Origin of the sequence: Streptomyces sp. NPDC097981 (assembly GCF_040302565.1) — a bacterium.
Taxonomy (GTDB): domain Bacteria; phylum Actinomycetota; class Actinomycetes; order Streptomycetales; family Streptomycetaceae; genus Streptomyces.
This window is the reverse complement of sequence record NZ_JBEORW010000007.1, coordinates 1-25,908: the sequence shown is the minus strand read 5'-3', so window position 1 is coordinate 25,908 and position 25,908 is coordinate 1. Positions and strand designations below refer to the sequence as shown.

Annotated in this window: 23 protein-coding genes; 12 read left to right on the top strand and 11 right to left on the bottom strand. The window is 72.4% G+C overall.

The annotated features are described in order from the left end of the window. Nucleotides 1-19 precede the first annotated feature (19 nt). Nucleotides 20-574, bottom strand: a complete 555-nt coding sequence (locus tag ABTY04_RS09015; RefSeq protein ID WP_352212678.1) for a DoxX family protein — start codon at nt 572-574, stop codon at nt 20-22. A gap of 294 nt (nt 575-868) precedes the next feature. After that, nucleotides 869-1,153 (bottom strand): hypothetical protein, encoded by a 285-nt coding sequence (locus ABTY04_RS09010; protein ID WP_352212677.1) that lies wholly within the window; start codon nt 1,151-1,153, stop codon nt 869-871. Between the two features lie 248 nt (nt 1,154-1,401). Here ABTY04_RS09010 and ABTY04_RS09005 point away from each other — a divergent pair, with 248 nt between their 5' ends. Then, the gene (locus tag ABTY04_RS09005; protein WP_352212676.1) at nt 1,402-2,283 is read left to right on the top strand and encodes a calcium-binding protein; all 882 of its coding nucleotides are present in this window, start codon (nt 1,402-1,404) and stop codon (nt 2,281-2,283) included. 78 nt (nt 2,284-2,361) lie between these two features. On the opposite strand, the gene ABTY04_RS09000 is transcribed toward ABTY04_RS09005, so the two are convergent. Continuing rightward, a complete protein-coding gene (locus ABTY04_RS09000; RefSeq protein ID WP_352212675.1) occupies nt 2,362-3,042 on the bottom strand; it encodes a TetR/AcrR family transcriptional regulator C-terminal domain-containing protein in 681 nt (226 codons plus the stop codon). 134 nt (nt 3,043-3,176) lie between these two features. On the opposite strand from ABTY04_RS09000, the gene ABTY04_RS08995 reads away from it, so the two are divergent. After that, nucleotides 3,177-4,691, top strand: a complete 1,515-nt coding sequence (locus ABTY04_RS08995) for an FAD-dependent monooxygenase (protein ID WP_352212674.1) — start codon at nt 3,177-3,179, stop codon at nt 4,689-4,691. Nucleotides 4,692-4,744: 53 nt separating this feature from the next. Here the strand turns inward: ABTY04_RS08995 and ABTY04_RS08990 are convergent, their stop codons facing one another. After that, nucleotides 4,745-5,485 (bottom strand): VOC family protein, encoded by a 741-nt coding sequence (locus ABTY04_RS08990; protein WP_352212673.1) that lies wholly within the window; start codon nt 5,483-5,485, stop codon nt 4,745-4,747. Between the two features lie 732 nt (nt 5,486-6,217). Here ABTY04_RS08990 and ABTY04_RS08985 point away from each other — a divergent pair. Beyond that, nucleotides 6,218-6,550 carry a hypothetical protein gene (locus tag ABTY04_RS08985; RefSeq protein WP_352212672.1) on the top strand — a complete coding sequence of 111 codons (333 nt, stop codon included), beginning with the start codon at nt 6,218-6,220 and terminating at the stop codon, nt 6,548-6,550. Here the strand turns inward: ABTY04_RS08985 and mptB are convergent. After that, the gene (gene mptB, locus ABTY04_RS08980; RefSeq protein ID WP_352212671.1) at nt 6,541-8,043 is read right to left on the bottom strand and encodes a polyprenol phosphomannose-dependent alpha 1,6 mannosyltransferase MptB; all 1,503 of its coding nucleotides are present in this window, start codon (nt 8,041-8,043) and stop codon (nt 6,541-6,543) included. The two genes, ABTY04_RS08985 and mptB, sit on opposite strands and share 10 nt — an antisense overlap. Nucleotides 8,044-8,315: 272 nt before the next feature. Then, nucleotides 8,316-10,622 carry a family 20 glycosylhydrolase gene (locus tag ABTY04_RS08975; protein ID WP_352212670.1) on the bottom strand — a complete coding sequence of 769 codons (2,307 nt, stop codon included), beginning with the start codon at nt 10,620-10,622 and terminating at the stop codon, nt 8,316-8,318. 322 nt (nt 10,623-10,944) lie between these two features. Here ABTY04_RS08975 and ABTY04_RS08970 point away from each other — a divergent pair, with 322 nt between their 5' ends. From ABTY04_RS08970 to ABTY04_RS08960, 3 genes are all read left to right on the top strand, one after another. Next, nucleotides 10,945-12,003, top strand: a complete 1,059-nt coding sequence (locus tag ABTY04_RS08970) for an NAD(P)-dependent oxidoreductase (RefSeq protein ID WP_352212669.1) — start codon at nt 10,945-10,947, stop codon at nt 12,001-12,003. A 208-nt stretch (nt 12,004-12,211) separates the two neighbouring features. Continuing rightward, the gene (locus ABTY04_RS08965; protein ID WP_352212858.1) at nt 12,212-12,982 is read left to right on the top strand and encodes a response regulator transcription factor; all 771 of its coding nucleotides are present in this window, start codon (nt 12,212-12,214) and stop codon (nt 12,980-12,982) included. After that, complete coding sequence (locus ABTY04_RS08960) at nt 12,975-14,081, top strand: sensor histidine kinase (RefSeq protein ID WP_352212668.1); 1,107 nt, start codon at nt 12,975-12,977, stop codon at nt 14,079-14,081. Before ABTY04_RS08965 ends, ABTY04_RS08960 begins: the two co-directional genes overlap by 8 nt. 85 nt (nt 14,082-14,166) lie before the next feature. On the opposite strand, the gene ABTY04_RS08955 is transcribed toward ABTY04_RS08960, so the two are convergent. Continuing rightward, nucleotides 14,167-14,910, bottom strand: a complete 744-nt coding sequence (locus ABTY04_RS08955; RefSeq protein WP_352212667.1) for a hypothetical protein — start codon at nt 14,908-14,910, stop codon at nt 14,167-14,169. A gap of 149 nt (nt 14,911-15,059) precedes the next feature. Between ABTY04_RS08955 and ABTY04_RS08950 the strand changes: the two genes are divergently transcribed. After that, nucleotides 15,060-15,632 carry a MepB family protein gene (locus tag ABTY04_RS08950; protein ID WP_352212666.1) on the top strand — a complete coding sequence of 191 codons (573 nt, stop codon included), beginning with the start codon at nt 15,060-15,062 and terminating at the stop codon, nt 15,630-15,632. A 9-nt stretch (nt 15,633-15,641) separates the two neighbouring features. On the opposite strand, the gene ABTY04_RS08945 is transcribed toward ABTY04_RS08950, so the two are convergent. The 4 genes from ABTY04_RS08945 to ABTY04_RS08930 form a co-directional block, all read right to left on the bottom strand. Further along, entirely contained in the window at nt 15,642-16,745 is a 1,104-nt protein-coding gene (locus tag ABTY04_RS08945; RefSeq protein ID WP_352212665.1) for a mechanosensitive ion channel family protein, read from the bottom strand. A 240-nt stretch (nt 16,746-16,985) separates the two neighbouring features. Continuing rightward, entirely contained in the window at nt 16,986-19,712 is a 2,727-nt protein-coding gene (locus ABTY04_RS08940; protein WP_502996601.1) for a glycoside hydrolase family 2 protein, read from the bottom strand. Nucleotides 19,713-19,970: 258 nt separating this feature from the next. Then, on the bottom strand, nt 19,971-20,378 hold the full coding sequence (locus ABTY04_RS08935) for a DUF3224 domain-containing protein (RefSeq protein ID WP_352212663.1): 408 nt from the start codon (nt 20,376-20,378) through the stop codon (nt 19,971-19,973). 39 nt (nt 20,379-20,417) lie between these two features. Beyond that, a complete protein-coding gene (locus ABTY04_RS08930; RefSeq protein WP_352212662.1) occupies nt 20,418-21,173 on the bottom strand; it encodes a class I SAM-dependent methyltransferase in 756 nt (251 codons plus the stop codon). 275 nt (nt 21,174-21,448) lie between these two features. Between ABTY04_RS08930 and ABTY04_RS08925 the strand changes: the two genes are divergently transcribed. The 5 genes from ABTY04_RS08925 (at nt 21,449) to ABTY04_RS08905 (ending at nt 25,744) form a co-directional block, all read left to right on the top strand. Further along, on the top strand, nt 21,449-22,609 hold the full coding sequence (locus tag ABTY04_RS08925) for an aminotransferase class V-fold PLP-dependent enzyme (RefSeq protein ID WP_352212661.1): 1,161 nt from the start codon (nt 21,449-21,451) through the stop codon (nt 22,607-22,609). A gap of 454 nt (nt 22,610-23,063) precedes the next feature. Beyond that, nucleotides 23,064-24,485, top strand: a complete 1,422-nt coding sequence (locus tag ABTY04_RS08920) for an NADP-dependent succinic semialdehyde dehydrogenase (RefSeq protein ID WP_352212660.1) — start codon at nt 23,064-23,066, stop codon at nt 24,483-24,485. A 252-nt stretch (nt 24,486-24,737) separates the two neighbouring features. Beyond that, nucleotides 24,738-24,986 carry a hypothetical protein gene (locus ABTY04_RS08915; protein WP_352212659.1) on the top strand — a complete coding sequence of 83 codons (249 nt, stop codon included), beginning with the start codon at nt 24,738-24,740 and terminating at the stop codon, nt 24,984-24,986. Nucleotides 24,987-25,057: 71 nt separating this feature from the next. Further along, nucleotides 25,058-25,441: a GvpU-like protein gene (locus ABTY04_RS08910; protein ID WP_352212658.1), complete on the top strand. Its 384-nt coding sequence runs from the start codon at nt 25,058-25,060 to the stop codon at nt 25,439-25,441. 147 nt (nt 25,442-25,588) lie between these two features. Further along, nucleotides 25,589-25,744 (top strand): DUF6131 family protein, encoded by a 156-nt coding sequence (locus ABTY04_RS08905; RefSeq protein ID WP_352212657.1) that lies wholly within the window; start codon nt 25,589-25,591, stop codon nt 25,742-25,744. The last annotated feature ends 164 nt before the right edge of the window (nt 25,745-25,908 follow it).

The following is a 25,908-nucleotide window of genomic DNA, read 5'->3' as shown; positions in this document are numbered from 1 at the left end:
GGCGATCCGGCGACGGCGGCTACGCCGTCCGGCTGTCGGCGTCCGAGCCCTGGCCGGCCGCCTCGGCGGCGGCGAGCGTGGCGGCCCGGCGGTTCAGCACGACGGTGGCCGCGGCCGCGCTGAGCGCGAAGGCCATCACCACCGTGGCCGGCCGGTCCAGCCGGTGCCGCGTCGCGTGGTCGAGCGAGAAACGACCGGGACCGGAGATGCCGAGGCAGGCCGCCACGAAGCCGAGGAAGGCCGGGTACTCGAAGCCGCCGCCCTGGGCGAAGAACCCGGCGGGCGCGTGCACCGAGGCGGCGCCGGCCATGGCGCCCGCAGCGGCCGCGCCGGCCGCCGGGGTCGCGAGCCCCAGCGCGAGCAGCGCACCGCCGCCGGCTTCGCCGAGCCCGGCCGCGACCGCGCTCTCCCGTCCCGGGGTGAATCCCATGTGCTCCATGGCCTGGGCCGTGCCCTCGATGCCGGCACCGCCGAACCAGCCGAAGAGCTTCTGCGCCCCGTGCGCGAGCAGCACACCGCCCGTCCCCAGGCGCAGGGCGAGCAGTCCGAGATCCTTGCGATGCGTGAGCGGCATGAGGACAGACCCTTCCGTAGGCGCGGTGGTGCGTGTTGCCTGGTGTCAAGCTTCACGCGAGCACACCGCGTGCGCATGCGGTGCGCGCACCCGCGGTGCCGGCCGGACCGTCGCCGGACACCGGGAAGTCCGCGACGGCCGAGGTGAAGGCGTACGGATCGTCCAGCCAGGGGTGGTGGCAGGCGTACGGCTGGATGGGCCGCGGCAGCGACGGTGGGGCACAGGTCGCGCCCCCCGGAGAGCAGCACCACCGGCGCGCCGGGCCGGCCGAGCACGTCGCACAGGGCTGGCGGATCAGGTGTCGTCCATCGCGGCATCGCACGAGGAACACACCAGCTCCGCCTCGGCCGGCGCGTACCACGGGGAGCCCGGCTGCCCGGAGGGGGGCCGCGGGGCTGCTTCCATCGCGAAGGTGTCCTTGCCGCACAGCGTTCGCGGGCCCGGCTCGGTGGTCGTACCCGGGGCGGCGGGCGCGGCGTGCACCCGGCGCACGGCCGCCTGCGCGCCATGGACCGGCCCCTTGCCGGTGCGGGCGGGCGCCGGCATGTCGAGCTCGTGCACCACGATGATCCCGCTCATACCTCGACGGTAGGCGACCTTCCGGGAACCCGCTTCCCCGTCGGCCAGGACGGGCCCGTCCGGGTGTGCGGCCCGGGTCGGGGAGGGGCCAACCGAGCGTAAGACATACAAAACGCTATGAATTTCATTGCTTTCAAGGCATTCGCACCATATGTTCCCCACGAATTCGAGCCTGGTTCCTTGGACAGCCGGAACAGCTGTGCACACTCCGACCGGAGGCCTGTATGCCTTGCCGTAAGTCACTCACGATGCTGACCGCAGCCGCACTGCTCTCGTTCGGGGCTCCCGTGACGGCCGCCCACGCGGCCGATGCCACCTGTTTCGGGAAGCCTGCGACCATCACGGGGGCGGGCACGATCACCGGGACGGAGGGCAACGACGTCATCATCGGGTCGGCGGACGCGGACACCATCGACGGCCGCGGCGGGGACGACCTGATCTGCGGCCTGGCGGGCGACGACACGATCGCCGGCGGCCTGGGCAACGACCAGGTGGACGGTGGCGAAGGCGCGGATCTCCTGCGCGGCGACCTGATCTCCACCGGCACGCCGGTCGAGGGCGAGGGCGACGACATCCTCTTCGGCGGGCCGGGCGACGACCGCATGGGCGGGGACAGCATGGCCTTCGGCTCCAGTGCGTCCGGCGGCGGCAACGACATCCTGTTCGGCGAGGCGGGGAACGACTACATGATCGGCGACAGCCGCGGCGGCATCAACGCGACGGGCGGCGGCAGGGACATGATCGACGGCGGACCCGGGGACGACAGCATCACCGGAGACTCCTCCGCCGAGGTCAGCGCCACCGGCCAGGGCGAGGACGTCATTCTGGGCGGGCCCGGCGTCGACACCATCATCGGGGACAGCAACTCGGGCCACCCCGCGCACGGGAAGAGCGAGGGCGAGGCCGCGAAGCCCGCGCGGCCGGCCTCCCAGAGCCGCCCGACCCCGTCGGCGAAGCCTGCTCAGAGTGCACAGGCGCCGTCCGCCGCGTCCGCCGCGGTCGTCGCGGCCGCCGCGTCGGGAAGCGGCAACGACATGATGGACGGGGGCGACGACGCGGCGGACAGCTGTGACGGGAAGGACGGAACCGACACCGCCGTCCGCTGCGAGACCGTGACCAACGTCCCGTAGCGGACGGCGCTTGCGGGGGTCTTCCTCCTCCCCCTGGCGAGCGCCTCGGCGCGGGTACCCCGGCATCCGCTGACGTGGTCAGCGGATGCCGTAGCGCGCGGCGATGCCGTCGACGACGATCTGCAAGCCCTCTTCGAAGTGCGCGTCGTACTCCTGGAAGAGATGCGCACCCGCGGCCGCGGCGAGCGGGTAGTCGGCCAGGCGCTCGCCGCGCTCCGCCACGTCGTAACCCTCCCTGCGCTCGCCCGGGACGGGGAGCACGCCCTGCTCCTCGATGACGAACCCGAGCGTGTACGAGAAGGCGGTCGCCATGGCCCGTACGGCCTGCGGCAGTTCGAACCCCTGCGCCAGCAGTGCCCGCAGGTAGGCCTCGGAGCGTTCCGCGTGCTCGGTCCCGGTGAAGCGCGAGCCGGTGAACACGCGGGCGCCGTCGCGATAGGCGAGCAGGGCGCGGCGCAGATCGCGATTGGCGGCCAGCAGCCGCTCGCGCCAAGGCGTCGAAGGGGTGTCCGCCCCGGATTCCTCCGGGCCCGTGGCCATGCGCCGGAGCATCTCCGTGGCCATCTCGTCGATCAGCTCTTGCTTGTTCTTGAAGTGCCAGTACAGCGCCGGCGCCTTCACGTCGAGCTCCTGCGCGATGGCGCGGAGGGTGAGTTTGTCGAGCCCGCTCTCGTTGAGCAGCCGCAGCGCGGTCTCGGCGACGGTCAGGCGGCTCAGGGGCGGGACGCGTGGCGGTGTCTGCTGCGGCTTGGTGTTCATCGGCTGCTCTGCCTCCCGGGCGGTTCCCTCGTTCGAGGGTTGACAGCTTAACAACGTTAAGGGCATTCTTGCGTCACGGAGCTCCTTAACGGCGTTAAGGAGTGGTGGATGGCCGCGATGGAACGGGGAGACCGATGACGCAGCACCAGGATCGGCAGCAGAACGAGGGTGACGCCGAAGGCGTCCGGAGCGATGTCCTGATCGTGGGCGCGGGTCCCACCGGCCTCGTTCTGGCCTGCGACCTCGCCCGGCGCGGAGTGCGCGCGCTGGTCGTCGAGAGGGCGCCGGAGCTCTTCCCCGGTTCCCGGGGCAAGGGCGTCCAGCCGCGGACCCTGGAGGTCTTCGACGATCTCGGCGTTCTCGACGAAGTCCTGCGAGGGGGTGGTCCGGCGCCGGTCGGCATGATGTGGCAGGGCGGCGCCCGCGTGGGGGAGCACCGCATGTTCGAGGAGGTCGAGGCGACCGAGGGCGCGCCCTATACCGGGCCCTGGCTCCTGCCCCAGTGGCGCACCCAGCGGATCCTGCTCGACCGGCTCCGCGAACTGGGCGGTGACGTCATGTTCGGCGTCGAGCTGACCGGCCTGACCCAGGACGCCGAGGCCGTCACGGCCACCCTCATACCGGTGGAAGGCGGGAGCCCGGTGACCTTCCGGGCGGGGTACGCCGTCGCTGCCGACGGCGGCCGGTCCACGGTCCGCCGGCTCGCCGGCATCAAGATGACCGGTGAGCGCGTCGACCCCGCACCGATGCTCGTGGCCGACGTGGTCATCCCGACACTCGACCGCGACAACTGGCACATCTTCCCGCCTGCCGAGGACGGGGCGGGCTTCGCGGTCCTGTGCCCCCTGCCGCATACGCAGGAGTTCCAGTTCGTCGCCCAGTCGGCGGCCGGCAGCGAGATCACGGCCCAGGATGTGCGGGCGCTGGTCGCCGAGTTCACCCACATACCCGCCGGGGAAATCACCGAGGTCCTTTGGGCATCGGACTTCACCGTGAACGCCGCTCTCGCCGACCGGTTCCGTGACGGCAGGGTCTTCCTCGCGGGCGATGCCGCGCACATCCATTCGCCGGCGGGCGGCCAGGGACTCAACACCAGCGTCCAGGACGCCTACAACCTGGGCTGGAAGCTCGCCGCCGTCCTGCGTGACGGAGCCCCCGAGGAACTGCTGGACACGTACGAGGAGGAGCGCCTGCCCAACGCCGCGGCGATGCTGGGGCTGTCCACCCGCATCCACCGCGGCGAGGAGCGGCGCGGCGCCGACACCCGCCAACTCGGCCTCGACCAGCGCAACTCCTCGCTCACCTGCGAGACCCGTACCGGTCTTGCCGAGGACGCCCTGAAGGCGGGAGACCGGGCGCCCGACGGAATGCGCGACGGGCTGCGGCTCTTCGACCTCTACCGCGGCCCCCACTTCACCCTGCTCGCGGTCGACACCCCGCTGCCCGAGCGCCTGCCGGACCTCCCGGGCCTGCGCACCGCGCAGACAGGTCCGTACGAGGCCTACGGACGCGGCCTGTACCTGGTCCGCCCGGACGGATACATAGCCTGGGCAGGCTCCGCCGCCGATCCGGTCGAAGCCCAGGCCGACGACCTGCACACCTGGGCCTCCCGAGCAGCACAGCCGAACCGGCTCGCGCCGCGCGGCTAGGCCGCGAAGGAGCACACAAGGCCCACGTGTCCGTGTGTCGTCAAGGCTCCGCGTCAGGACGGGGCGAGAACGCAGAACTCGTGGCCCTCCGGGTCGGCCAGGCACGTCCACGGCACGTCGCCCTGGCCGAGTTCGAGGCCGGCGGCGCCGAGGGCCCGCAGCCGGGCCACCTCCGCTGCCTTGTCGTCACCGGGGTACGGCAGCAGGTCAAGGTGGACGCGGTCCGGAACGGTCTTCACGCCGGGCGTGCGGAGGAAGTCGAGATACGGGCCGACACCCTTGGCGGAGCGCAACACTGCACGATCGTCGGTCACCTCGTGCAGGGTCCAGTCCATCGCCTCGTCCCAGAACCGGGCCATGGCCTGCGGATCCGCACAGTCGACCACCACCCGGGCGATCGGCCCGGTGTCCCGGTAGATCTCCCGAGGCTCCAGCACGCAGAACTCGTTGCCCTCGGGGTCGGCGAGGACCGTCCACGGCACGTTGCCCTGGCCCACGTGGGCGGGCGTCGCACCGAGAGCCTGGAGGCGCGCGACCAACTCCGCCTGATGGGCCGCAGAGGTGGTGGCGAGATCGAGGTGCACACGGTTCTTTGTTGTCGTCTTGGGTTCCGGGACGGGAACGACGTCGATGCAGACGGCGACCGGGTCCGGCCAAACGAGGCCGCCGACGGGTCCAACGTAGGTGGTCACGCCGGGGCTGTATGCACTCCAGCCGAGCGCCTCCGCCCAGAACTGGCCAACCGCCGAGCCATCAAGAGCCTTTATGTTCACCTGAACAGGTCGCAGCGCCATGCCGGCGATCTTATGCACCCGCTCTGCAACGGCATCCGCAGGTACTGTCGCCGAACAGGGATCAACGCTCTCCTGGCCGGACTCCACCTCGACGCCGTCTTCATCCGGTCTGCGAGGTGATCCGAAGGAAACGCCCTGGCGCCGGCCGGCGGGGCTGGTCAGCCGTGACTCAGGAGCAGGACCTCCGGTCGACAGGTTCAGCACGTCCTCGATGCGGGTGTCCAGGTTTCACCGAGGCGGTCAGCAGGTGCTTGCGGCTGCCGAGACCGGTCAGCGTCAGGAGGCAGGCCCGTGCCGGGCGCCGGGGGCGAGGATGTACGCGGTCGTCGTGGGTCCCCTGGTTCCTCGGGATCGGGCGGTCAAGACGGTCTTGCCGGGTCCGTCGCCCGGACTGCGAGCGTGTGATCGGCCCCGTTCGCCGTGAACACAGTCCGGACCCCGAGCCGTTCCGCCTCGGTCGGTGAGGCGCCGGAGCCACGATGCCGCCCCGGCGGGGCGCAGATCCGCAGCGGGCGAGGGTCCGTACGCCCCGCCGATCGGCGTGGCGGCCGACGGTCCGGCCCGGGAGGGCGGCCAAGCCCGGTGCACCGGTACGGCGTCGGCGTGGAACGCGAACGCGGCGAGACCCGTCTACCTGACCGGCATCGACCGTGGCGGTCGCGCCTCGCGCGAGGCCGGCCGGGACGGCCGCCGTGCACCGTCCCGCGCCATCCTCACCGTCAGGAGCAAGCTGTGCCCCTCGTACGACGCTCGCGCGGATCCGTGCTCCTCTTCGCCGTGGTTGCCGCCCTGCTCGCGTTCACAGCCTTCAGCGTCTACCGGGGGGCAGCGGCGAACCTGCTGCCGCAGAGCAGCTGGGGATCCTGGAGGCAGGAAGAGGTCGTCCAGTGGTCGGTGCACATCAGGGTCAACCGCTGGACCCACGCCGCCGAAGCCGAGCTCCACATGGGCAAGTCCGAGGACCTCAGCCTCCGGGCGTACGGCGCCACGGACCACGGCACCGCCATCACGGGCGAGACCTTCACCCTCACGCCGGACGGCGAACTCACCGGCAGTCAGCGCTGAGTCGGCGGTGGGCCCGACGTCGGCCCGGCAGTCACCCGGTCAGCCCTGGTGATCACCGGCGCAGGCTCCTGCAGGCGAAGGCGGGGCAGCGCCTGCCCCGGCGGATCCCATGCCACGAGCGCCGCCACGGCTGCCGACGCCCCCGTGACGGCGGCGAGCCCGTAGGCCCAGGTGAGCGCCGTCCCGCTGGGCAGCACCGGCACCAGCAGCCCCACCACCGCCAGCCGCGCCGCCGTGCTCTCCAGCAGGCGCCAGGCGACCGCCGCCAGCGGCACCGTCCCCCACAGCACGTACCAGGGCTGTACGACGGGAGCGGTCACCACCAGTCCCAGCAGCGCCATGCCGGTGGCGTGCTCGGGACCCGTACGCGGAGCACGCCATGCGCAGAAGGCCACCGCGCCGATGCCCAGCAGCATCCCCACCGACCGCGCGGCGGCGACCGCATCCGCCGCCGTACCCACACCGAATCCCTCGGAGAGCAGCCCGAGCAGCCTGCCCACGTCCGTACTGGGCGAGAGCACCGTGTACACCTGCGCCGGGCCCCGCAGCGTGGAGAGCCACCCCCAGCCCTGGCCGCACACGGTCACGCCGAGCACCAGAGCCGCGAGGGCCGCCAGCGCGATCCCCGCCGCCCGCAGCCACCGCGACCGCCGGTCCGGCCGCCCGCCCGCGGACCACGCGGCGGCACACAGCAGAGCCGCCGAGGCGGGAACCTTGACCAGCGCGGCCGCGGTGAGGACGACCGTGCCCAGCACCCAGCGACCCCGGCGGAACGCCAGCAGTCCCGCCGCCGTCAGACCGAGCATCAGGGCCTCGTTGTGGGCCCCGCCCACCAGATGCACCAGGGCGAGCGGGTTGAGCACTGCCGCCCACAGCGCCCCGGCCTCCCCGCCGCCCCACCCGGATGCCAGATGCCGGACGCCCCACACGATCAGCCCCAGCCCGACCAGGGCCACCAGCCGCATCCCCAACACCGCCGCCACCGTGTGGTGTTCGCCCGTCACGGCCACCACGGCCCGCGTCGCCGTGACGGCCAGCGGCCCGTAGGGCGCGGGCGCGTCCCGCCACATCTCCGGCACGTTGTGCGCGAGCGGACCGCCGAGCACCGCCGGACCCAGCCGGTACACGTCCCAGCCCCGGACGGCCAGCGCACCCTGTGCGACATAGCTGTACGCGTCGCTGCTGAACAGCAGCGGGCCCGGTACGAGTGGCAGAACCCACGACCACAGCACCGCGCGCAGCTGCCCGCGGCCGACCGGCTCCCGCTCCCGCAGCAGCCCGCCCAGCCGCCACCAGGCGACCACGAGCAGCACCAGACCCGTGTACGAGGCCGCGGCTCCCAGCACCGTCTGCGCCGGGCTCCGCTGCGCCCAGATCCCGCCGGGGACCCCGAGGGGCAGCGCACCGGCCGACCAGCTCCCGGCGGCAAGCAGTACCGACCCGAGCGTTCCGAGCAGCCGGCATCCCCGGACCGTGAGTCCCACCTCAGCCATGGCGGCAGACTAGGACGGAGAGCGGCCGGTGATCGGGCGGCGCGAGGCGGCGGGGAAGTGAACTTCGGGAGGCCTTCCGCTTTCCTGCCCGCCGTCCGGCAGCGGCCGCCGCACCGGAAACGAAGCGGAAACGAAGCGGATGCCCGCGACACGCCAGTGGGAAGATCCTTCCGCCGTGCGTGCCGGCTCCGGCCGGGCCCGGGCACAAGCCCGGACGTCCCCCGGCGAAGGCGACGGCGTTCGCCGGGAGACGTCCACGGGTCGGCCGCCGGTCAGGTGATCTGCCACCGCTGGTAGCCCGGGCCGGAACCCGGCTGCTGGGTGACCGGGGCGCCGTCCGCTCCGGACGCCGTGGTCAGCAGGAGCCCGCTCTTCTTGTTGGCCACCGAGTAGTCGCCGCCGCCGAGGGCGGTGATCAGCCAGCGCTGGCCGTCGCCACCGGTGCAGGTCGCCTGGACGACGGCCGCACCGGGGGCCGCGGAGTCGTCCGATACGTCGGCGCAGAGCCTGGACGAGCCGTTGACCAGGGTGTAGGAGCCGTCGGCGGCGAGGGCGAGCTGCCACTGCTGGTTGGGGCCGCCGTGCGGTGTCCAGGTGATCAGCTGGGTGCCGGAGGCGGTGGAGCTCGCCGGGTCGTCGAGGGCCTTGCCGGCTGCGCCGAGCGTTCTGGTGCCGCTCAACCGGTCTCCGTACACCTCGAACTCGTACAGCGAATAGCCGTACGAGGTGCCCCGCCGGGTCCCGTACACGCGGATGTACCGGCCGGATCCCGAAAGGCCGGTGAGGTCCTGGACCCCGCCGGCGCCGGTCGTGGTCGAGTACACGGTGCGCCACGTGGAGGCGTCGTCGGAGAGCTGGATCTGGAAGGCCTTTCCGTACGCCGCCTCCCAGCGCAGCACCACACGGTTCACGGCCTGGCTCGGCCCGAGGTCGACCTGGAGCCATTGCGGGTCGGCGTAGGGGCTGGACCAGCGGGTGCCGGGGTCGCCGTCGGTGGCCGAGGCGGCGGGGAAGGCGGCGGTCTCGGTGCCGGAGGCGGTGGTCGGCCGGTTGCGGGCGAGGTTGCCGGGCTGGGCGAGACCGGGCCAGGCGGGATTGTGCCCGACCGCGGCCGCGATCGGGGTGAACGCCGCGTACGTCGCCGCCGGCTTCGGCGAGCCCCAGGTCTGCTGGGCCAGGGCGCGCAGCGGGTACATGATGCCCGCGGCGATCTGGTCCTCCGTCTCGGCGGTCGGGTTGTCGCACCACACGTGGATCAGCGAGCCGGGGTTCTTCGAGGGGTCGGCGAGGGTGGCCCCGCCCTCGAAGCGGTCGGGGGTCCAGGTCTCGTACATCCACTTGGTGTCTGGTTTGGCGCCTCCGAGCACGTAATAGGTCGGCGTCCAGGACTCGTTGGCGACGGTGTGGCCGGCCGCGGCCAGCTGCTGCGGGGTGAGCCCGTAGCCGTACCAGTACTCGACGAGGATGCCGGGGTGCGGGGTGACGGTGCCGTCCCCCGCCTTGATGCCGTCGTTCCACATCCGGGTGGTCTTGCCGGCCGCCCGGACCAGTCCGTCGGCCCAGTTCACGAACCCGTAGTAGGTGTCCTTGGCGGTGGCGCCGGCGCCGTAGTGGGCACGGGCGTAGCTGAGCAGCTGCGGGTACTTGGCGTAGTCCGTGACGTATTCGTCCGCCCCGATGTGCCAGTACGGGGCCGGGAACAGCGGCAGGTACTCCTTCACCAGGTCCTCGATCAGGGCGTACGAGGCCGGCAGCGAAAGGTCGATGAAGTCGGGGCTCGCCGTACCCGAACCGCTCTTGAGCCTGAGCTCGGGGTGCGCGGCCAGGACCGCGTTCATGTGCCCCGGGGTGTCGATCTCGGGAACGATCGTGACGTGGTACTTCTGCCCGAGCGCGACGAGGTCGGCGATGTCCTGCTTGGAGTAGTGGTCGGCGGAGACGATCTCCGGGTGGGTGGAGCTCTCCAGCCGGAAGCCGAACGTGTCCGACAGGTGGAAGTGGAAGTAGTTGAGTTTGAGGTAGGCCAGCTCCTTGATGTGCTGCTTGACCCAGTCGACGGTGAAGAACTTCCGGCCCTGGTCGATCATGAGACCGCGCTCCGCTTTGGCGGGCCAGTCCACCGCCGTGCCGGCGGGCACCGAGGCCGACTGGTGCAGGAGCTGGAGCACGGTGCGGGTGCCGTGGAACGCGCCGGTGTCGGTCGCGGCCCGGATGGCGAGGGTCGGTCCGACGGTCAGCCGGTAGCCCTCGGCGGGCAGCCCGGGGTCCCCGAGGCTCAACGCGATGTCGCCGGGGGAGGCGCTCCCGGTGACGACGCCCACGGGCCGCCCGGTCAGCGCCCCCAGGTCCTCGGCGAACGTGGCGGCCTCGTCGGAGAGCTGGGCGGTGTGGGCGGGGTCGACGACGATCCGGCTGGTGCCGGTGAAGGTGTAGGCCCCTGTGCCGGCCGTCCACTGGCGCAGCGCCGGAACCGTCTGCGGCGGCCCGGCGGCGGCTTGCGCGGACCCGGCGGCGACACCGGGCAAGGAGAGCGCGGCCAGCGTGCAGACAGCCGCGACGAGCGATCTGAGCAGACGCATGTCAAGTCCCCAAGTCATGGGAGGGAAGGGGAGTTCAGGGTTGCTCCTCCGTCCGGCGGGGGCGCCGGGGGAGTGGGCCAAAGTGCAGCGCAGTACAGAATGCATGTCAATAGGTGCTCGAAACCCCAGTGGAGCAAGCACAATCACGCACAGCGCCTACCGCACGTCCGGGATACTGGACGGCGAGCCGTACGAGGGCGGCGGAGCCAAGACCATCCGGTTCGTCCGTACCCGGACGGCCGGCGGATCGCCGCGTTCTCCTGGTACGACCAGCCCTGACCGAGGACGGATGCAGGGACCGCTCACCGGGATGGGGGATCACATGGGACGGATACGGGTTCTGCTGCTGGACGCGGCACCCGGCGCACTGCTCGACCGCGAGCTGGAGCGGCTGATCGGGCACGGGCTGGCCGTCAGGCTGAACCTCCGGCGGGTCGCCGACCGGGCCGCGGCGCGGGCCGCATGGGCCGGGCGGGTCGACTTCACCGACTTCGACCCGTTCGACGAGTCGGCGCTCATCGCCGAGACCGTCCGGGACGGGTCCGGCCACGACGCGGTCAAGTCCCGTGCGGGTGTTCCGTTTCGCGCGGCCTTCCTCGCCGCGGCCACCGACCCCGCCCTGGCCCACCGGCTCCGGGTGATCGGCCGGGCCGGGGCGGGCACGGACCACGTGGAACTGGCCGCCGCCGCGCGCCACGGCGTCGCCGTGACCCACACCCCGGGCTCCAACGCGAACGCGGTCGCGGAGTTCGCCCTGGGCCAGCTCCTCGCCCTGACCCGGAACATCCCGGCGTACAACGAGGCTGCACACCAAGGCCGTTGGAGCTCGCCGGACTGCCCCGCGGCGGAGCTGTCGGAACTGACGCTGGGGATCGTCGGGCTGGGCCGGATCGGCCTGGCCCTGGCCGCACGGGCGACCGCGCTGGGCATGGCGGTCCAGGGCTTTTCGCGGCGCCCCGCCGAGAGCCCTGTGCCACGTACGGAATCGCTCGCCACGCTGCTGGCCACCAGTGACGTGGTCTCCGTGAACCTCCCGCTCACCCCGCTGACCCGGGGCTTGATCGGCCGCGCGGAACTGGCGCGGATGCGACCGGGGTCGATCCTGCTGAACACCGCCCGGGGCGGGATCGTCGACGAGCAGGCGCTCGCCGACGCCCTCGGCGATCCGGCGCACCCGGTCGCGGCGGCCGCCGTCGACACCTTCGCGCACGAGCACGCCGCCTTCGCCTCGCCGCTCTTCGGCCTGCCGAACGCCCTGCTCACCCCGCACGTCGCCGGGATGACACGGGGCGCCATGGCGACGGCGGCGATCCGCTGCGCGGACCACATCGCGTTCCTGCTGGCCGGCCGTCCGGACGGCGTGCCGGTCGTGACCGCTTGAGCCGACGCCGCACCGCGGCCACCAAGGGCACCGGCAGAGACCTGCGCTCCTTACGAAATGCTGACGCCGTGCGGAATCGGGGGAGGGCGCCGTACGCGCGGGCCCGGACGGGTGACAGGCTGGGGCCATGGCAGTCAGCAATGCGCAGAGCACGGACGAGGGCCAGGACGCCGTCGACCCCGGCCGGACGGGCACACCGGACCGGATCATGGGCAGCATCCTGGTCGTGGACGACGACCCCACCGTCTCGGAGGTCGTGGCCGGCTACCTCGACCGGGCCGGTTTCGCCGTGCGCCGGGCCGCCGACGGGCCGGCCGCCCTGCGCGCCGCCGAGGAGCAGCGTCCGGACCTGATGGTCCTCGACCTCATGCTGCCGGGCATGGACGGGCTGGAGGTCTGCCGGCGGCTGCGGGCGATGGAAGGCGGCCCCGGCCGGGGCGGCGCCCAGGCCGGCACCCCGCCCGTCCCGGTCATCATGCTCACCGCACGCGGCGATGAGGACGACCGGATCCTGGGCCTGGAAGTGGGCGCGGACGACTACGTGACCAAGCCCTTCAGCCCGCGTGAGCTCGTCCTGCGGGTGCAGTCGGTCCTGCGCCGGGCGGTGCCCGCCGCACCGGCCGCCGGCCCCCGGCTCGCCGCCGCGGGCCTGAGCCTGGACCCGGCGGCCCGCCGGGTGAGCAAGGACGGCAGCGAGCTCGCCCTCACCCTGCGGGAGTTCGACCTCCTCGCGTACTTCCTGCGGCACCCCGGGGAGGTCTGCGACCGGGAGCGGCTCATGCGCGAGGTCTGGGGCTGGGACTTCGGAGACCTGTCCACCGTCACCGTTCACATCCGCAGGCTCCGCGGCAAGATCGAAGACGATCCGGGGAGCCCCCGGCTGATCCAGACCGTCTGGGGCGCCGGCTACCGCTTCGACGCCCCGCCCGCCCCGGCGGAACCCGCCACGGACCCCCGGACGGTGGACGGACATGCGTGACCTGCTGCTGATCGCCCTGTACGCGCTCCTCGGCGCGGGCGCCGCCGGAGCACTGGGCGCCGTCGCCCTGCGGATACTGCGGCGGCGCAGCGTCGCCGTCTTTCTCGCCGTCGTGGCCGCCGTCGCCGTCTTCGCGATGCTCGCCGGGACCCTCTCCGTGGCCTGGGCCATGTTCCTGTCCTCCCACGACCTGGGCGTGGTGACGATGGTCGTCGCGGTCGCCGCCGCCGTCTCCCTGGGCACCGCCCTGCTGCTGGGCCGTCAGGTCGTCATGCGCTGCCGGGAGCTCGTCGGCGCCGCGCGGGACTTCGGCGAGGCGGGCACCTTCACCACGCCCACCGTGCCCGCCCCCGCCGAACTCACCGCGCTCAGCCGCGAACTGGCCCTGACCAGCGAGCGCCTGGCAGCGTCCCGGGAGCGCGAACGTGCGCTGGAAACCTCACGGCGTGAACTGGTGGCCTGGATCTCGCACGATCTGCGCACTCCGCTGGCCGGCCTGCGCGCCATGTCGGAGGCGCTGGAGGACGGCGTGGTCACGGACCCCGCCCGCTACCACCGGCAGATGCGCACCGAGGTCGACCGCCTCAACTCCATGGTCGGCGACCTCTTCGAGCTCTCCCGCATCCACGCGGGCGCGCTGTCCCTCACCCCCACGAGGATGTCCCTCTACGACCTGGTGGGCGACGCCCTGGCCGGCACCGACGCCCTCGCCCGCGAGAACGGCGTACGGCTGGTCGGCGACGGCATCGCACCGCTCCCGGTGGAGGTGGACGGCAAGGAGATGACCCGCGTCCTGTCGAACCTGCTGGTCAACGCCATCCGTCACACCCCGGCTGACGGCACGGTCGCGATCGCCGCCGAATCCCGCGAAGGCGCGGTGGTGCTGTCGGTCACCGACGCCTGCGGCGGCATTCCCGAGGAGGACCTGCCGCGCGTGTTCGACACCGGCTGGCGCGGCACCCAGGCCCGCACCCCTCCGGGCGCAGGCCTGGGCCTGGCCATCGTCCGGGGAATCGTCGAGGCCCACGCGGGCCACGCGAACGTGCGCAACGTCTCCGGCGGCTGCCGCTTCGAGCTGACCCTCCCGGCCCCCGCATAGGGGCCGCGCCGCACCGGCGCACGGGCGGGGCTACCGCCGGGGGACGGGCCCGGCGGACTCGGCGCCAGCCGCCCGGCCGCTGCGTTCACGGCTTGGCGCAGGTGAGCGTCACCTGTTCGCTCCGCCCGCTCATGTTCTGGTCGGGCACGTGCAGGGTGACGAACACACTCACCGTGGACACGTTCACCTGCGGCGAGATCTCCACCGCGTTGAAGATGGAGTGGCTGGTCACGCCGGGGGTGAAGGTGACCGAGCCCGAGGAGAGCGGATCGGCGCTGGACGCGTACGTCCAGTAGTAGCGGACGTCCCCCTGCCCGGAGCCCGTGATCTTGCCGTCGAACTCGACCTTGGCGGGCTTGGTGCAGTCGACGACCCCGCCGGATTTGGTCAAGTTGATCACCTCGACCTTGGTGACCTGCACGTTCCCCTTGCCGCCCTTCTGCCGGGGCGGGGTGACGCAGCTGACGTGCTTCCCCTGTTTCATCTCGCTGTCCCGGTAACTGACCGTGTACATGCCGTAGCGGACTCCCTGCCGGGTGAGTCCGCCCTGATCGTCCACCGTGGTCCTGAAGGAGGAGGTCTTGCTCTCGACCCGCACCGACTGGTTCGCCGGGAATCCGCTGAGCCGGAGGTCGTAGCGCGGTGCCCCGCCCGGCTGGCCGGTCCCGCTCGCAACCAGCTCGCAGGAGGGAGCCGGTCCGCCCGGCGCGGCCTCGGCCTCCGCCGGGCGGCCCTGGGCCGCGAAGGCCGGGGTGAGGGCGACCGAGGAGGCGAGAAGCGGAGCCGCGAGAAGCAGGAAGCCCCGATGCCGGTTCGTCTGCCGATTCATCGTGCTGCCCTTCATGAGAGGAAAGCCCCCGATGTCGGACCACCAGGATATCGGGCAGGCCCGGAGCCCGAGAGGCGGAGGCCGGGACCGGGGCGGGGACCCCGGAGGGCGCCCGCCCGTCCCGGCGGCTGCCGTGGCAAGGTGGACGGATGACGCCCCACCGCGAGCTCTCCGCCGATCACCACCCCCGTGCCGGTTTCGAACCGTGGCCGGACACGCTCCGCGTCCACGCCGATCTCCTCGCGGCGAAGGCGCGCGTCTACGACCCCTGCGGGTTCACCTGCTCGCGGCCGGTCCCCGAGGCCGAGGGCGCTGCGTACGCCGCCCATGAATTCAGCCTCGACGGACGCGCCGTCCGGTTCCGCGCGGCCAAGACGACGCCCACCAAGGCCGGCCAGTTCGTCACCGTGTGGCAGAGGTCCCCGGGCGGGCCCATCCGGCCCTTCGACGCCGCGGATCCCGTGGACCTCTTCGTCATCGGCAGCCATGACGACCAGGGCTTCGGCCAGTTCGTCTTCCCGGTGGACGCGCTCCGCCGGCACGGCGTCGTCTCGGTGGACGGATCCGGCGGGAAGCGGGGCTTCCGCGTCTACCCGCCCTGGGTGGCCACCGCGAACCGCCAGGCCGACCGCGCGCAGGCCTGGCAGGTGGAGTACTTCCTCCACCTGCCTTCGGACGGCCCCGCCGACCCGGCCCGCGCCCGGGAGCTGTACCGCCTGTAGCCGCGCGGGTCAGCCGGTGGCGGCCGGCGACCGCGTCGGGGCCTCGCGCTGGTGCGGGACCGGGGGCAGCGCCGACGACTGCAGGTCGTCGCGGTGGAGTGAGACCGTCCGGGTCGGAGCGGGGATCGAGATGCCCTCCGCCCGGAATCGCTCGTGCAGGCGCTTGATGAACTCGTGCTTGATCCGGTACTGGTCGCTGAACTCGCCGACACCCAGGATCACCGTGAAGTTGATCCTGGAGTCCGCGAACGTGTGGAACCGGACGGCCCCTTCGTGCTCGGGGACCGCGCCGTTGATGTCGGCCATCACGCTGTCGACCACTTCGAGGGTCACCCGCTCGACGTGCCCCAGATCGCTCTCGTAGCCCACACCCACCTGGACCGGGATCGACAACTGCTGTTCCGGCTGCGTGAAGTTGGTCATGTTCGTCCGCGCGAGCCGCCCGTTCGGGATGATCACCAGGTTGTTCGACAGGTTGCGGACCACGGTGTTGCGCCAGTTGATGTCGACGACGTACCCCTCCTCGCCACTGCTGAGGCGGATGTAGTCACCGGGCTGCACGGTCTTCGAGGCGAGGATGTGGACGCCCGCGAAGAGGTTCGCCAGGGTGTCCTGCAACGCCAGGGCCACCGCCAGACCGCCCACGCCGAGGGCGGTGACCAGCGGCGCGATGGACACGCCCATGGTTTCGAGCGCGACGAGCACACCCATCACCAGCACCACGATCCGCGTGATGTTGACGAAGATGGACGCCGATCCGGCCACTCCGGTCCGCGACCCCGCCACGGACTGGACGAGACCCGCGACGACCCGGGCAACGCCGAACGTGGCGATGAGGATGAGCACGGCGGAGAGGGACTGGTTCACGAACCCCAGGACCCGCGTGGTGAGCGGCAGGGTCGAGGCGGCCACCGCGACACCGGCGATGACGGCCGCCCAGGGCACCAGCGTGCGCAGCGCATCGACGATGATGTCGTCCCCGCTCCACCGGGTCCGCTCGGCGTGCCGGCCCAGCCAGCGCATCAGGGCGCGCAGCAGCAGCCCGGCCAGGGCGCCCGCGGCCACCGCGATCCCGGCCACCAGCCAGTCGTGCAGGACGAGTTCCCGGTTCAACGGACGCCCTCCGCTCGGCGCCGGACGGGGAGAGCGGCGACGGGCGCTGCGGGCCGTCGTATGAGGTGTGTCGTCACCTTGTCACCTGTCAGTTTGTCGTGCATGGAGCTTCGTTCGGCGCGTGTACGCATTCCGGAACGGGCTGCCATCCTGCCCCATGGGCCGAGGGACCACTGCAGGCGGGCCGGTGCCGGGGAAGTCGCGGCAGCGGGACGCCGCACCGCCCCGGGCCGCCAGGTCCTAGCGGGGCGCGGTGGCCGGGATCGTGGCTTCCGGCGTGTTCCAGCCGGAAATCCTGATCCGGGGCGCGGCCCCGTGCAGATCTGCGGTGCGGTACGTCGCCGTCAGGGTCGCCGACTCACCGGGCCAGAGGCTGATCTGGTTGTCGGACCACCGGACGGGCAGGACGGGGACGTTCCCGCCGTCGACCAGGTGGAGGTCGGTGAGGAGGGCCGGGGTGTTCCGGGTACCGGTGTTCCGCACGGTGACGACGGTCGTGGAGGTCGGCGCCGCGCCGGAGCCCGTGGTCGTCGTCGCCGTCGCGGACACGGACGCCTGCGCCATGGACCGCAGCCCGGTGAGGTCGGCGTAGGCGGTGGTCGGCGTGTGGTACCAGTCGCTCTCGTCATATTCGAGGACATCCCGGCGCGTGGAGAGCCAGTACACGTTGCGGCTCACCTCGCGGCCCGCGGCGTCGGTCAGCACCAGCCGCGCGAGATGGGTGGTGGACAGCCCCTCCACCGACGCCGGGAGGGTCAGCGCGATGGTCCTCGCACCATCTCCGCCGACGCCCAGACCGGTCACGGTCCGGTCGTACTTCTGCGTCCCGTCGGTGTTGAAGAGGGAGACCCGCGCGGTCAGCCCCGACACCGCCGCCGCGCGGCGGTTGACGACGGCCACCGTGCGGTCGTCGTAGGAGTACTGGACGTGCAGCGGCTCGTTCGCCTTCTTCGCGCCGAAGTAGGCGCCGCCCTGGTCGAGACGGCGGTCCACGAGCTGCCAGTGCAGCGAGGTCCAGCCGCTGTTGAACATCCAGTAGACCACGCCCGTCGACGGCTTCGAGGCATCGGTGGCGTTGCGCGCGTACGCCTCGTACTGCGCGCGTACGTTCTCGTACTGGGCGAGCTGCGCCTTGGCGACGTAGTCCTCAAGGCTGCGCGGGACGCCGTACCGGGCGCTCAGCGCATCGTCGTACAGCTTGAGGGTGGCGTAGGTGCGGGAGGGGGAGCGGTGGTACTGCGGTGCGGCCGGATCCTTCCAGAGCGCGGTCAGCTCGGCCGGGGACATCATGCGACGCAGGGTGTCGAGGGTGGGGATGTCGGGGCCGGCGCTCGTCTCGGAGTTGAAGCCGGTGGCACCGCCCTCCCGTTTGTCGTACCAGTAGCCGGGCGGCACCCAGTCGTAGGGGCCGGGCATCCGCATCCCCGAAGGGCCGCTGAGCGGTGCCGACTCGGCGGCAGCGGCGGCGATCACGGGGGTGGGCCAGTCGGCGGCCTTCAGTGCGTCGACGTAGCCCTTCTCGATCTCCGCGTCCGGGGCGAAATCGCTGCCGATGAGGAAGGAGATGACGCTGGGGTGATCGCGCAGACGGGCGGCCTCGGCCGTCATGGAGGCCTTGGCGACCGGATGATCGGCGTCGGTCCAGCTCTCTCCCGCCTCGCTGCCGTTGACCTCGCCCTCCCATTTGGTACAGCACTGCCAGCCCGGCAGGGTGAGGATCCCGTACCGGTCGGCGAGGTCGAAGAACTCGTCTGGTTCGAGGTGGCCTTCCAGGCGCAGGGTGTTGAGGCCGAGGTCGCGCGCGTACGCCACCCGGTCCTCGGTGTAGACCGGGTCCCAGCGCAGCAGCTCGTCGGGGGACCAGCCGGCGCCCCGGATCAGCAGCGGCCGGCCGTTCACGGAGTACTGGCGGGCGCCGTCGCCGTTCAGCGGGGCCTGCACGCTGCGGATGCCGAAGCCGTGGCGGGAGCGGTCGGAGAGGGCCCCGGTTCCGGCTCCGGCTGCGGTGTCCGCGCCCGGCACGGTGACCGTCAGGTCGAGCGCGTACAGCTCCTGCGCACCCATCCCGGCGGGCCACCACACGCGCGGCGAACCGAGGTGCAGCTGCGGGGTGTCGGCCGGGCTGAAGGCCACCGTCTTCGTCTCGTGGGCACGCAGGGGCACGTCCCGGCGGAACGCGATGCCGGTGCCGATGGCGCCGGAGACCGTGGCGGTGACGGCCCCGGCCGAGTCGTTGCGGACCTGTGCCTTGACGGTCAGGTCCGCTGTCACCGGGGACGGCAGCGCCAGGCTGGTCAGGACGTGTGCGTCCCGCAGGGCGACGGGACCGCCGCGCCGCAGGAGCACGTCGCGGACGATGCCCATGTTCTCGTCCGGGGGAGGCTGCAACCAGTCGAGCCAACCCATGGTGAGGTTCTTGCGGGGATTGTTGGGCTGGATCCGGAAGGCCACCGCGTTGGCGCCGGCCCGCACCAGGCCCGTGACGTCGAACTCGTGGCGGGTGTACGCGCCGACGACCGCGGACGCGGTGGCGATCTGCTGCCCGTTGACGAACACGTCCGCCGCGGAGACCACCCCGCTGAAGTCCAGGTAGGTACGCGAGGAGGTGTCGTCGACGGTGAACTCGGCGCGGAACCACCACGGCACGGCGAAATCGGCGGCCGGGATGCGCTGCTGGTTGGTGGAGTAGAAGGGGTCGGGGTACTTGCCGTCGGCGACCAGGGCCGCGAGCACGGTGGAACGGGGCCCGGCCGGGTACCAGCCGGCCGTCCGGTAGCCCGGGGCGGAGACGGCGGCCGCCGAGTCGGAGACCTCGGCCGTCGACCGGATGGCGTACCCGGACAGAGGGGTGCTGCTCCCCGGCGCCGCGGGGACGGCGGTCACCGCCCGTACGAGCCCTGCCCGAGGGGAGGGAGCCGCAGCCGGAGCGCCCGCGACCAGGGCCCCCAACAGGCTGAGCACGGCCAGGACCGCGCATTCCCATCGGACGGCACGAGCAACACGGACGGGACGGACGGGGGAGGGGAACACGGTGGTCTCCGGGGAGGCTGGCCGGGAGTCCGCGCCGAACGCGCTGGAGGAGCGGCCTCAACCTAGCGAACCGGAGCGCGCCGGACCGGTGAACGCGCCGCACGCGTTCCGGCCGATCCCCCTGGCAGGCCCGCGCGTGGGGCGGACCGGTCTCGGGCCCGCCCACCCATGTGATGCCGCGCGGCCGGGTCCGGCCTACGGCGCGAGTTCGTAGTCGAACCAGATGCGGTGCGTGCCGTCGGCGTCGACCGCCATGCCGCCGGTCCCCGTGATTCCGGCCAGCTCACCCGTACCACTGGACGGCACGATGACGAAGAACTCGCTCTGTCTGCCCTCACCCAGGGTGGTGGCGGAGTGCGCGAAGTTGAAGGCGCCCTCCAGCCCGTCGAGGACCCCTTCGAAGGACTCCATCGCGACGTACGTCCCCGTACCCCGGGCATGGTCGAACGCGGAGGTGAACAGCGTGGCGGAGCGGCCGGTCACCTCGCCCTCGTACTCCTTGCGCATTGTGGCGACACCGACAGGCATCGCGGTCTCGATCCCCGGGCCCGATACTGCGGCCGGGGTGAACTCGGCAACGGTGAATGTTCCTGAAACTCGCATGCCCGGATCGTATGGGCCGCCACTGACAACGCACCGGCTTCAGGCCGCCAGGGCGGCGGTGATCACGAGCGGCGGCTCCGCCCGTTCCGCTGTCCACGCGTAGCGCTCCACGAGAGCCGGGTCGGCGACGGCCACGGCCTCGTCCACGGTCGGCCGGCGCTGGGTGACCTCACGGAAGCGGGCGCCGCGGAGAAGATCCGGCAGCTGGTCGACGGGCCAGGCATGGTTGCGTACTTCCTGCCAGGATCCGTCGGTGCGCCGCAGCCGCAGCGGCATCTCCTCGCCCGGCCGGTACGCGGCCCCCGCCGTGCCCACGCGCAGCGATGCGTACTCCAGGCCCGTGCAGGCGGGGTCGGTGGTCAGCAGCACGAGCGGGGCTCCGGGCCGCAGCAGCCGGCGGATCTCGGCGAACACCCCGAGCACGGCTTCCTCGGTCGGCAGCGACGCCAGTACGTGATTGCACATCACCGCGTCCGCGCACCCGTCGGGCAGGCCGGTCACCCGCCCGTCCCTGACCAGGTGGAACTCCGCCACCGCCGCCGCCGTGCTCCGGGCCAGCGCCAGCATCTCGGCGGACGTGTCCACCCCCAGCACCCGTGCGCCCAGCACACGCGCCGCCCGGTCGGCCACCCTTCCGGGCCCGCAGCCGTAGTCCACGAGCACCCCGTCCTCGCCGATCCGGCGGGACAGCGCCTCGAACACGAACGGATAGCCGAGCAGCCAGTCCGTGGCCGCCTCCACCGCCGCGAACGCCTCTGCCCCGGCAGGACCGGACCAGGCGCCGCCCTCTTGCATGTGTTCTTCCGACCCGTTGCTCACAGCTCCCCACTATCGGCCCGCCGGGCCGGGCGAAGGCAGCGGCGCGCCCGTCCGGCACGCGTCGCACCGCCCCGGAACGGGTCCACAGGCCGCTGCGCTCAGGCCGCGCGAACGGGTCCGCCAAGTGGGGCGAGTGCGCTCCTCCACCGGGGCGGCTGATGCTTCCCGCACCGAAGGGCGGGCAGTGTGGTGGCTCCGGCCCCCGCTCCGGCTCCGGCCCTCGCGGAGCCTTACGACGCGAAAGGCACGCCATGACCTCGCCCGTCGGCAGCGAGCTGCTCCCGAATGCCCGCGAGCTGTTCGACATCCCCGACGGCATCGCCTACTTCAACACCGCCAGCCTCGCACCGACCCTGCGCACCGGTCTGACCGCGGGCGAGACCGCGCTGCACCGGCGCGCGCAGCCCTGGCGGATCCAGAGCGCCGACTGGTTCAGCACGGCCGAGGAGCGCAGAGCGCTGTTCGCGGACCTCATCGGCGCGGCCGCCGACGACATCGCCCTGGTGCCGGCGGCCAGCTACGGGTTCGCGGTGGCCGCCGCCAACCTGACCGCGCGGGCCGGCAGCCGGGTCCTGGTCCTCGACGGCGAGTACCCGTCCGGGATCTACACGTGGTGGCGGTTCGCCGAACGTACGGGGGCCTCGGTGCTCACCGTCCCCCGAGAGCCCGGCCAGACCTGGACCGAAGCCGTCCTCGACGCACTCGACGACACCGTGGCCGTGGTCTCGGTGCCGCGGGTCCACTGGACCGACGGCGCCCTGCTCGACCTGGACCGGATCGCCGAAACCACCCGGTCGGTCGGCGCCGCGCTGGTCGTCGACGCCAGCCAGTCCGCCGGGGCGATCCCGATCGACATGCACACGCTGCGGCCGGACTTCCTCGTCAGCGTCGGCTACAAGTGGCTGCTCGGCCCCTTCGGGCTGGGCTACCTGTACGTGGCCCCGGCCCATCAGCAGGGGAAGCCGCTGGAGGAGAACTGGATCCTGCGCAGCGACTCCGAGGACTTCGCGCGGCTCGTCGACTACCGCGCCGAGTACCAGCCCGGGGCCCGTCGCTTCGACGCGGGCGCGCGCACCGCCTTCGAACTCACCCCGATGGCCATCGCCGCCCTGGAACAGCTGTCGGTCTGGAGCGTTCCGCGGATCGCCGTCACCCTGGCGGCGACCACGGCCCGCATCGCCTCGGCGGCCCGGGAGCGGGGTCTGCCCGTGCCGGCGCCGCGGGGCCCGCACATGCTCGGCATCACGGTGCCCGCCGTGATCCAGCAGCGTGTGGTGGCTGCGCTGGAGCAGGCGAACGTGTTCGTCGGGGCCCGCGGCCCGGCCATCCGCATCAGCCCCCATCTCCACACCACCGGCGCCGACATCGACCAGCTGCTGACCGCGCTGGACGCCGCCTTGAACCGGGCGTGAGCCGGCCCTGGCGCGGTGGCACGCTCAGGAAGAAACGCGCGGCCGTGCGTTGGGTGCCGACGTCCCATCGCACCTTGAACACGGCTTTCGCACAAGCGAGTTCGGAGGTCGATGTTGAGATCGAACAAGCTGTCCCGCCCCAACACCGCTGCTGCCCGTCATGAACGCCCGGGCCTCGTCCGACGCCATCCACGCGGCGGCCGACCTCGCGGTGGATGTCGTTGACCTGTCCGACGATGTCGCTCATGGCACCTCTCCACGTTCCCGTACCCGCCGCTCCCGGCGGCCCTGCACGGGCTCCGTGCCCGGCGCGTCCCCGTAGACATGCCGCCCTGCGGCCGCGGCGATCGAGTGAATCCGCTTCCCGGACTGACACGCCACGGCAGGGTGCCGGGCGGACGCGAACGGGCCGGTACGGTCCGGTGCGACCCATCGAGGACGAGGAGGGCCGGACGTGCCCATCGCAACCGTGAACCCCGCGAACGGCGAGACGCTCAAGACCTTCGACGAACTGGGGGCCGAGCAGATCGAGCAGTGCCTGGCGGCCGCCCACTCCGCGTTCCGCGGCTACCGCACGACGGACTTCGCGGAGCGCGCCCGCCTCCTCGACCGCGCGGCCGACCTGCTGGACCAGGACCGGGACGACATCGCACGCACGATGACGATCGAGATGGGCAAGCCGCTCGCCGCCGCCCGGGCGGAAGCGGCGAAGTGCGCCAAGGCCATGCGCTGGTACGCGCACAACGCCGAGGAACTGCTGGCCGACGAGCACCCCGCGCAGGCCGAGGTCGCGGACGCCGGCGCCTCCCGCGCACGGGTCCACTACCGCCCCCTCGGCGTGGTCCTCGCCGTGATGCCCTGGAACTTCCCCTTGTGGCAGGTGGTCCGCTTCGCGGCGCCGGCCCTGATGGCCGGCAACGCCGGGCTGCTCAAGCACGCGTCCAACGTGCCGCAGACCGCGCTGTACCTGGGCGACCTCTTCGCGCGTGCCGGATTTCCCGACGGCGTGTTCCAGACCCTGCTGGTGTCCTCCCGCGCCGTCGAGGGCATCCTCCGCGACCCCAGGGTGGCGGCGGCGACCCTCACCGGCAGCGAGCCGGCCGGCCGGTCCGTCGCCGCGATCGCCGGTGACGAGGTGAAGAAGACCGTCCTGGAGCTGGGCGGCAGCGACCCGTTCGTGGTGATGCCGTCGGCGGACGTCGAGCGGGCCGCGGCGGTCGCGGTCACGGCACGGGTGCAGAACAACGGCCAGTCCTGCATCGCGGCCAAGCGGTTCCTCGTACACGCCGATGTCCACGAGGAGTTCACGCGCAGCTTCACGGCCCGGATGGCCGCACTGGCCGTCGGCGACCCCCTGTCGGAGTCCACGGACGTCGGTCCGCTCGCCACCGAGCAGGGCCGTGCCGATGTCGAGGAGCTCGTCGACGACGCCGTACGGCGCGGGGCGACGGCCCTCTGCGGGGGCCGACGGCCGGCGGACCTGCCGGCGGACCTGTCGCGGGGCTGGTTCTACGAACCGACCGTCCTCACCGGGATCACCCCCGAGATGCGCATCCACCGCGAGGAGGCGTTCGGCCCGGTGGCCACCGTGTACCGGGTCCGGGATCTGGACGAGGCGGTGGAGCTCGCCAACGACACCCCCTTCGGCCTGAGCTCGAACGTCTGGACCCGCGATGCGGCCGAACAGGAACGCTTCGTACGGGACATCGAGGCCGGCGGAGTCTTCTTCAACGGCATGACGGCTTCCCACCCGGCGCTTCCCTTCGGCGGGGTGAAGCGCTCGGGCTACGGGCGCGAGCTCTCGGGTCACGGCATCCGCGAGTTCTGCAACGCGACGACGGTGTGGCACGCGGCCGAGCCAGGCAGCGCCTCGTAGCCGCCGAGTGGCCTCACGAGATCGAGCCCGCTGCCAAACTCGCCGCCGTACGGCTCGTCGAGGCGCTGGGGCCTGGCCGACGGGCCGGGGCGAGCCGCGCAACGCGGCGGCGCGGGCCGCGGCGCCGGGCAGTCACCGCCCTGCACCCGGGGCGCCCGGGGGCCCGCGGTGGCGCTCGGCGCCCCGGCGGGCGGTGCTCGCCCAGCCCCGGATCGAGCTGCCGCCCGCATCGGCCGGGGACATCCGCTGAACGTGTCCGGCACCGGCCGGCCGAGCGGCCACCCGGTCGGCCGTGCCTTCGACGTCTGGCGCATCGACGGCCGTCCCGTCGTCGACCCGGCGACTCCGGGCAGCCTCGTCGCCGCGTTCATGCGTTCGGCCGCGACCACGGGCTCGTACAACGCTGGTGGCCCCGTGCAGCTTTCCGGCGGAGACCGGGCGAACCAGTTCTTCTCCGACGCCACGCATCACGACCACGTACACATCGGGTTCGCCACCTGACAGCGTCCTCGTTTCGGCACACGGCTGAACACGCCCGGCTTCCGGGGCGGATGCTTGTAGCATTCCTGCCCATGTCGAAGCCTGACGACCTGCTCGTTGCCATCGCCGCCGCGGTGGAGTCGCAGCAGACCAATCAGATGTCGTTGACCGTCCTGGTGCAGGGGGCCGTCATCACCGGCCGCCTCGCCCCCGAGAGCGCGTGGCGCCGGAGGGTGGCCGAAGTCCTGGCGGATTCGGACCGGCTCGGTCCGTTCGCCGGCCTCTTCATGGACTCCGAAGGGAAGGGCGGCTCCCGGCGCGGCGAACCACAGCCTCCTCCCTCGTACCTGCACTTCCACGTCGCCAGGATCCTCCAGGGCACCGTGGGCATCCCCGAGACCGGCGGGATGTACCGGATCGCGATCAAGGACGTCAGCGCCTGGACGATGGGTGACTTCAGCTATTCCGAGCCCTGACGGGCGTCCCGTCGCACCCCTGCGGCGGGACGCGGACCGAGCCACGCACCCGGGTCCGATCGCGTGCTTCCCATGCATGAAATGCGGCATTGATGGTAGACGCAGGGAGTCCTGGTGCACTCGGGTACCGGGCGCTGGGAGGTTGTCGTGATTATCCTCGGAGTGATCCTGCTGGTCATAGGCTTCGTCACCGGACTCTCGATCCTGTGGACGATCGGCCTGATTCTCGTCGTGGTGGGCCTCGTCCTCTGGCTTCTCGGCGCTGTCGGACACGCGGTGGGCGGCCGGAAGCACTACTACTGACGCTGTCTGTCCGTCCGCCGGGCCGCGCCGGTACGCACGAAGACGCCTTGCCGCGGTTCGCAGCGGCCCGCCGCCCGCCCGGGCGGCGGGCGCTGCCGGGGGCCGGGTTCGAGGAGACGACCAGGGCCCGCACCCGGGCGGGGCCCAGGCGCCGTGCCACCTCG

Bases quoted from the DNA above. Each gene is read 5' to 3' on its own strand.
- ABTY04_RS09015 (WP_352212678.1), bottom strand. From the start codon at position 574: ATGCCGCTCACGCATCGCAAGGATCTCGGACTGCTCGCCCTGCGCCTG.
- ABTY04_RS09010 (WP_352212677.1), bottom strand. From the start codon at position 1,153: ATGAGCGGGATCATCGTGGTGCACGAGCTCGACATGCCGGCGCCCGCC.
- ABTY04_RS09005 (WP_352212676.1), top strand. From the start codon at position 1,402: ATGCTGACCGCAGCCGCACTGCTCTCGTTCGGGGCTCCCGTGACGGCC.
- ABTY04_RS09000 (WP_352212675.1), bottom strand. From the start codon at position 3,042: ATGAACACCAAGCCGCAGCAGACACCGCCACGCGTCCCGCCCCTGAGC.
- ABTY04_RS08995 (WP_352212674.1), top strand. From the start codon at position 3,177: ATGACGCAGCACCAGGATCGGCAGCAGAACGAGGGTGACGCCGAAGGC.
- ABTY04_RS08990 (WP_352212673.1), bottom strand. From the start codon at position 5,485: ATGGCGCTGCGACCTGTTCAGGTGAACATAAAGGCTCTTGATGGCTCG.
- mptB (WP_352212671.1), bottom strand. From the start codon at position 8,043: ATGGCTGAGGTGGGACTCACGGTCCGGGGATGCCGGCTGCTCGGAACG.
- ABTY04_RS08975 (WP_352212670.1), bottom strand. From the start codon at position 10,622: ATGCGTCTGCTCAGATCGCTCGTCGCGGCTGTCTGCACGCTGGCCGCG.
- ABTY04_RS08970 (WP_352212669.1), top strand. From the start codon at position 10,945: ATGGGACGGATACGGGTTCTGCTGCTGGACGCGGCACCCGGCGCACTG.
- ABTY04_RS08965 (WP_352212858.1), top strand. From the start codon at position 12,212: ATGGGCAGCATCCTGGTCGTGGACGACGACCCCACCGTCTCGGAGGTC.
- ABTY04_RS08960 (WP_352212668.1), top strand. From the start codon at position 12,975: ATGCGTGACCTGCTGCTGATCGCCCTGTACGCGCTCCTCGGCGCGGGC.
- ABTY04_RS08955 (WP_352212667.1), bottom strand. From the start codon at position 14,910: ATGAATCGGCAGACGAACCGGCATCGGGGCTTCCTGCTTCTCGCGGCT.
- ABTY04_RS08950 (WP_352212666.1), top strand. From the start codon at position 15,060: ATGACGCCCCACCGCGAGCTCTCCGCCGATCACCACCCCCGTGCCGGT.
- ABTY04_RS08935 (WP_352212663.1), bottom strand. From the start codon at position 20,378: ATGCGAGTTTCAGGAACATTCACCGTTGCCGAGTTCACCCCGGCCGCA.
- ABTY04_RS08930 (WP_352212662.1), bottom strand. From the start codon at position 21,173: ATGCAAGAGGGCGGCGCCTGGTCCGGTCCTGCCGGGGCAGAGGCGTTC.
- ABTY04_RS08925 (WP_352212661.1), top strand. From the start codon at position 21,449: ATGACCTCGCCCGTCGGCAGCGAGCTGCTCCCGAATGCCCGCGAGCTG.
- ABTY04_RS08910 (WP_352212658.1), top strand. From the start codon at position 25,058: ATGTCGAAGCCTGACGACCTGCTCGTTGCCATCGCCGCCGCGGTGGAG.